Genomic DNA, 5,333 nt, shown 5'->3' with positions numbered 1-5,333 from the left:
GACGGAGATTCATTACCACGCCGGGGAGAAGGTGGTGGTTGAGGGTGGCATGGAGCTGACGGCCAAGGCTGGCGGGAGCTTTGTGAAGATTGATGCGGGGGGCGTGACGATTAGGGGGGCTGAGGTGAAGGTGAATTCCGGGGGTGGGCCCGGCGCCGGTACGGGTATTCAGATTCTCGAGCCGGTAATCCCATGGGCCGCCGCCAAAGACAAGGCCGGCGCCCTGCTCGTCCCGGCCGCCGTGCAAATGGCCCTGGCCAAAGCGGCCCGGGCAGCCGGTGATATCCGCTGCCCGATTTGTGAAGCTTGCCGTGAAGGTAAGTGTGATTTGGGGACCGTAGCATGAGCGACGCACTCAACAACTGGTTCAGCGAACAGGCAAAACTCAATCGCGTCCTGATCCTGGCCCTCGATAGCCTAGCCGAACCGAACCCCGTCACCTCGCTGTACAGCGCCGGCCTGATGCAGCGCTCGGTGCAACTCTATCGACGCACCCAATACGCCGAATTCGCGGCCATCAGCCCGTGGCTGACCGAACTGCACAACTCCGGCGCCGATGCCTTCCGCAAACTGCTGGACGACCCACAACGCAACTGGGGCTGGATCGGCAGCATGGACAAAGCCGACCTCGACGGCCTGACCCAACACTGGCAAGCCCGAATGGTTATTGAGGAAGACGGCGAACGCTCGTTGTTCCGTTTTCAGGACAACCGCGTGATCGCTCGCTGCCTCGCCAACCTGAGCGAGGCCGAACGCCCCTTGCTGTTAGGCCCGATCAGCAGCGTGCTGTACTGGGATGAGGAGCAGTGGAAAAGCGCAGATAACGCCAGGCCCGGCATGTACCCAGTACCAAACCCCGCACCATGGTTGCGAATTCCAAACTCGCCGGAGCGTAGGCGCAGCATCTTGCGCGAAAACCTGAAACGCTGGTTGCTGGTGTACCACGTCGAGGCCGCAGCCAAACTCAACGAAACCCGCAATGTGCGCGAATGGCTGGAAGAACAGATGGACCTGCTTGAGGCCTGGCAATGGAACACGCCGGAACAGCGCGAGTTCATGCTAAGCCTGAGGCTTGATCCGAAGTGCGCGGACGATGTGGCTTGGCAGCCTCTGCCGGGTGAGACGCCGGAGCAACATTTTGCGCGGTGTCAGCGGGTGTTTGATGCGCAATTAGGGCAGTCAGAGCGTGGCTGAGGTTGAGGTGTCTGACGCGACCTTTTCGGGACGTTTGCTTTGTTTGTTCGCTGTTGCTGGTGCAATGGCGGCTTCTGGCTGTTCGACCATCAGGCCTACTGACAGCTTTACGTTGCTGACGGAATTGCCACCGGGGTTCAGCATTAAAGGTGAGGCGTCTTATGTGCCTAGGACGGGAGAGACTTGTACGGTCCCTCCTAGGAAAGGCAGGAACTATCCGGGCTTAAAATTTTTCGAGCAAAAGCTTAACAATGATGCTCAAACAGCAAATTTCGAAGTACCACTAACAAGCAATGAAGGTGGCTGCCCTTTGGTTCTTGACACCTTTGCATATGAGGTTGATGCCAAATATGGTGCTGACTTCCGGAATGTAGGTAGGGCCCACACAGGGATCTCGTTCCGGGATGGAAATGCAGACAGTCCCGTTGCTCCCTCTGTCTTGGTATTGCAGAAGCAGTGCCAATGGTTCTTTCGCACTGCTGGACCTGACCGTTACATTGTAAAGATTCTGAAATGTAAGTCTGTGGAAACGCCGGATCAGGCAAGTGACTCAGATGTTAAAGGTCCCATTCAACGTGCTCAGTTCGCGGGAAAGACGATAAAAGCCGTATTTTCAATTGCGAACGAAGAGTCCCCATATATGGGAGACACATGGATAAAATTTCCCGCAGGTTGGAAGCGGTGTATGGGAAAGAGTCTCGAAGACCCTTATGCGTTCTGCCGCGGCAACACTACCGACTTCAAGCCCTTTAAAATGCCGGATGGACGTGATTGCACCGTCTATCCCAACTGCACCGAACAAGGAAAATAAAATGTTTTCTCAAGATTTTCTCACTGGGCTTGTTCGAGCAACTGCCATCGGCTTAGGTGCGTTTGTGGCTACAGGCTGCTCCGTCGCACAACAGGACAGCTTCACGTTGGTAACCGAACTGCCACCCGGGTTCAGCATTAAAGGCGAAGCATCTTATGTGCCTAGAATGGGAGAGACTTGTACGATCCCACCTCGCAATGGTAGAAATTACCCAGGAAAAAAGTTTTTCGAACAAGAACTTAATAACAAAGCGCAGACGGCACATTTCGAAGTCCCACTGACCAGCAATGAAGGAGGCTGCCCTTCAGTACTTAAAAGTTTCGGATATGAAGTCGACGCAAAGTACGGAGCTGCCCGCCTCAATTTAGGTAGGGATTACACGGGAATTTCGTTTCAGGATGGAGTTGCAGACAGTCTCAGCCGCCCTTCACCTACGACACTACAGAAACAGTGCGAATGGTTGTTTCGTACAGTAGGCCCTAATCGTTACATAGCTAAAATTCTAAAATGTAAATCTGTAGCAACGCCTGAACAAGAAAGCGGCGCAGTTGCAAAAGGACCGCTGCAACGTGCTCAACTGATAGGGAAGACGGTTAAAGTAGTTTTCGCTATTTCAAGCGAAGAAAGGCCGGCCGTAGGTGATAACTGGGTGAAGTTTCCATCTGGCTGGAAGCGTTGTATGGGTGACAGCCTTGAGGACCCTTATGCGTTCTGCGGAGACAATAAAACCGACTTCAAACCCTTCAAAATGCCAGATGGACGTGACTGCACAGTCTATCCGGCTTGCACCGAATAAGGAAATTCACACATGCCCGCAAAAAAACCAGTACAGCCGCTACTGACTGACACTAAACATGCTTGCCCACTTAGAGGCACTTGGGTTAGTTTTCAACTAGTGGATGAATCAGGGAATGGTAAACCCTATGCCGGCTTAGCCTATAAACTTGTTGATAGTGCCGAGCAATCTCATGAAGGGATTTTAGACTCTGAAGGTTTCGCCAAGGTTTGCGACTATTACGAAGGCCCCGTAATTCTCACAGTTGATAGTGCCTACAAAGGAGACGATACACTCTATAAATCTCTAATGACACGACCGAGCTACCCGTTAAAAATTACCGAATTACAGGTTCGAGCCGAAACAACCCGCTTCATTCGCAAGGATGGCCTACGGGTTGAAGATAATCCTGCAAAAGCGAAAGCTGACCAATTTTTTCACATCGAAGTTCAACACCTAGTTCAAAAACATGCTCATCTTCCTCCTGAATCAAAAAGTAAATACCCACCGAATCACAACCTCCTAAATTTAATGGGGAGCCTTGGATTCGGGCAAGAAAAAACGGACCTATGGGGAGTCGTCTTACTTCCGGACAAGCACACCATTCTTGAAGTTCGCCCATTACGCTCTTATCGCCCCATTCTTTCAAAAGACAATAAATTCAGCGCCTTGAATTTGTATCAGCTTTCTTTGTTTGCCAGTCTTAGCTACTGCGATTTTGGTCAAGAACCGGCCGAACAGCCAACCGACACTGTCAAATTCCCTCTTGATCCGAGCGTCGGATACTTGTTTGGTAATGGACTGGCTAGTTTCAAAGAAGCTTGGAAAATCAACTCAGCCCAGATAACCCCTTACTACCCGCTTTATGAGGATGTGCCGTACTCGAAGCGTTTCGAAGTCCTTCCGTTTGATCCGACACTCTACGAAAAAAACAAACCTGAATTAGGCGAAGAGCAGGAACACCCTGCGAAATGGCATTTTTTTGATGATAGTCAAGTAAAAGGTGGTAGTAATACTCAGGCTTTCATAACCCACCATGACGAAATCATTTTGATTTCCGTCCGTGGAACGAAAGAGCTCGTAGACTTTGTGCGAGATACTGATGCAGAGCAAGTTCCATTTGAAGAAGGTGTAGGTAAAACGCACCAAGGTTTCTACAAGGCCTATAAGGCGATGAGTAAATTTGTTCAGGTATACCTCGACCAGTTCCACACGGGGCAGAAGATCATTATTTGCGGGCATAGCCTGGGCGGGGCAATCGCGACATTGCTCGCAGAAGCGTTACGACGCAGTCCAAATGCGTACGGCATCTTGCTTTACACCTACGGCTCTCCAAGAGCCGGCGACGCAGACTTCGTCAACGGCGCTGCAGAACTGGCCCATCACCGCATGGTCAACAACAACGACCCGATCCCAAGTGTTCCCGCGCCATGGATGAACACTCGCAAAAGTATCTGGGTGCCCGGCGTTATCATCAGTTTTGTCACCGCCCCTTTAGGCGCACTTATTTTCGCTATCGGCCTGTCGCGAACGGGCGGTTCGCCATACGAGCACCACGGTAATTTGCACCACTTCATGCCCGTCCAGTTTAAAGGGCGCGAGCAATCCGCCGTTCTCTGGGATCCAGGTTGCGACTCCATCGAAGAGGCCGCCTGCACCAAAGCATTGAAAAAGTTCGGAGACTTGCCCGACCGTGCCGCTTTTGTGCAGCAACTGTTCCACATGAGTGACCACTACATGGTGCCCTCCTACATTCCGTACGCCTGGGCAACATTGCGCCGCTGGCAGCAAACCCAGGAAAGCGGAACCACGGTGGTGACCAAGACTGAGTACGATCAGGTCTACTACCAACTGCAAGAAATGCAGGACCGTTTGAAGACGAAGGAAGCTGAACTGAACAACGCCTTCCAATACGACCGTCAGGCAAACCAGCGAGAAGCAAGTTTACTGAGAGCGGAGATAGGTCGGTTGAATACCGCCCGGCAACGGCTGCATGCCTTGAGCTTCCTTAAACTGACGCCCGAAGATATTTACGGCTCTGCCATCCAGGCGCCGGAACATAAGATCAACGTCGACCGCTGGATGGCGAAAAAAGAAAACAAAGTCGAGGTCCAGCTGGCGATGATTCCTCAAGCGAGTAGCAGTGAACTGAGAACGGCTTAGGTTTCAGTGCGTCCCGCAAACAAGCCAGCGTCCACGAGAGACTGGCTTGTTTGTAATGCGGTGACCTCAGACCGGCGCCTTCCACACCATCATCCGCTGCTGAGCAACCGTCAACAGATCGCAACCATCCTGAGTCAGCAGATAAAGCGCATGGGTAATGTGCGGAATGTCCTGAACATCGCCGTGCTTGAAGCATTGGCAGTGGACCGTTTCAATTAATTGGCAGGAGGCTCGGATCCGCTGCAACGCGGCTTCGAGAATATCTTGGGACACGGGATGCGCCTTGAACACGGCACTTTAATCCTGCACCATCCGCCCCAGCTTTTTCAAAGGACGGAATTCAAGGCATGCTGGACGCAAACGCAATCCATATCTCCCTCACGCTCGAAG

The 5,333-nt window shown here is 52.2% G+C and carries 5 protein-coding genes and 1 pseudogene; 5 read left to right on the top strand and 1 reads right to left on the bottom strand.

What is annotated here, in order from left to right:
- The 5 genes and pseudogenes from BZL43_RS09490 to BZL43_RS09470 form a co-directional block, all read left to right on the top strand.
- Window positions 1–346: pseudogene (locus BZL43_RS09490) on the top strand (type VI secretion system tip protein VgrG); the annotation flags it as partial.
- Window positions 343–1,194: a DUF4123 domain-containing protein gene (locus tag BZL43_RS09485; RefSeq protein ID WP_095632074.1), complete on the top strand. Its 852-nt coding sequence runs from the start codon at window positions 343–345 to the stop codon at window positions 1,192–1,194. The pseudogene BZL43_RS09490 and the gene BZL43_RS09485, both read left to right, overlap by 4 nt.
- 7 nt (window positions 1,195–1,201) lie before the next feature.
- The gene (locus tag BZL43_RS09480) at window positions 1,202–2,005 is read left to right on the top strand and encodes a hypothetical protein (RefSeq protein ID WP_095632075.1); all 804 of its coding nucleotides are present in this window, start codon (window positions 1,202–1,204) and stop codon (window positions 2,003–2,005) included.
- Between the two features lies 1 nt (window position 2,006).
- A complete protein-coding gene (locus BZL43_RS09475; RefSeq protein ID WP_095632073.1) occupies window positions 2,007–2,801 on the top strand; it encodes a hypothetical protein in 795 nt (264 codons plus the stop codon).
- A 12-nt stretch (window positions 2,802–2,813) separates the two neighbouring features.
- The gene (locus BZL43_RS09470) at window positions 2,814–4,943 is read left to right on the top strand and encodes a lipase family protein (RefSeq protein WP_095632072.1); all 2,130 of its coding nucleotides are present in this window, start codon (window positions 2,814–2,816) and stop codon (window positions 4,941–4,943) included.
- Between the two features lie 66 nt (window positions 4,944–5,009).
- Here the strand turns inward: BZL43_RS09470 and BZL43_RS09465 are convergent, their stop codons facing one another.
- The gene (locus tag BZL43_RS09465; RefSeq protein ID WP_095632071.1) at window positions 5,010–5,234 is read right to left on the bottom strand and encodes a hypothetical protein; all 225 of its coding nucleotides are present in this window, start codon (window positions 5,232–5,234) and stop codon (window positions 5,010–5,012) included.
- Window positions 5,235–5,333: the final 99 nt, after the last annotated feature.

Source organism: Pseudomonas sp. PICF141, assembly GCF_002286815.1.
Classification (GTDB): Bacteria; Pseudomonadota; Gammaproteobacteria; order Pseudomonadales; family Pseudomonadaceae; genus Aquipseudomonas.
The sequence above is the reverse complement of the archived record's forward strand: the minus strand, read 5'-3'. Positions and strand labels throughout refer to the sequence as shown.

Excerpts from the sequence above, each read along its gene's own strand:
- BZL43_RS09470 (WP_095632072.1), top strand. The coding sequence starts at position 2,814 with ATGCCCGCAAAAAAACCAGTACAGCCGCTACTGACTGACACTAAACAT.
- BZL43_RS09475 (WP_095632073.1), top strand. The coding sequence starts at position 2,007 with ATGTTTTCTCAAGATTTTCTCACTGGGCTTGTTCGAGCAACTGCCATC.
- BZL43_RS09485 (WP_095632074.1), top strand. The coding sequence starts at position 343 with ATGAGCGACGCACTCAACAACTGGTTCAGCGAACAGGCAAAACTCAAT.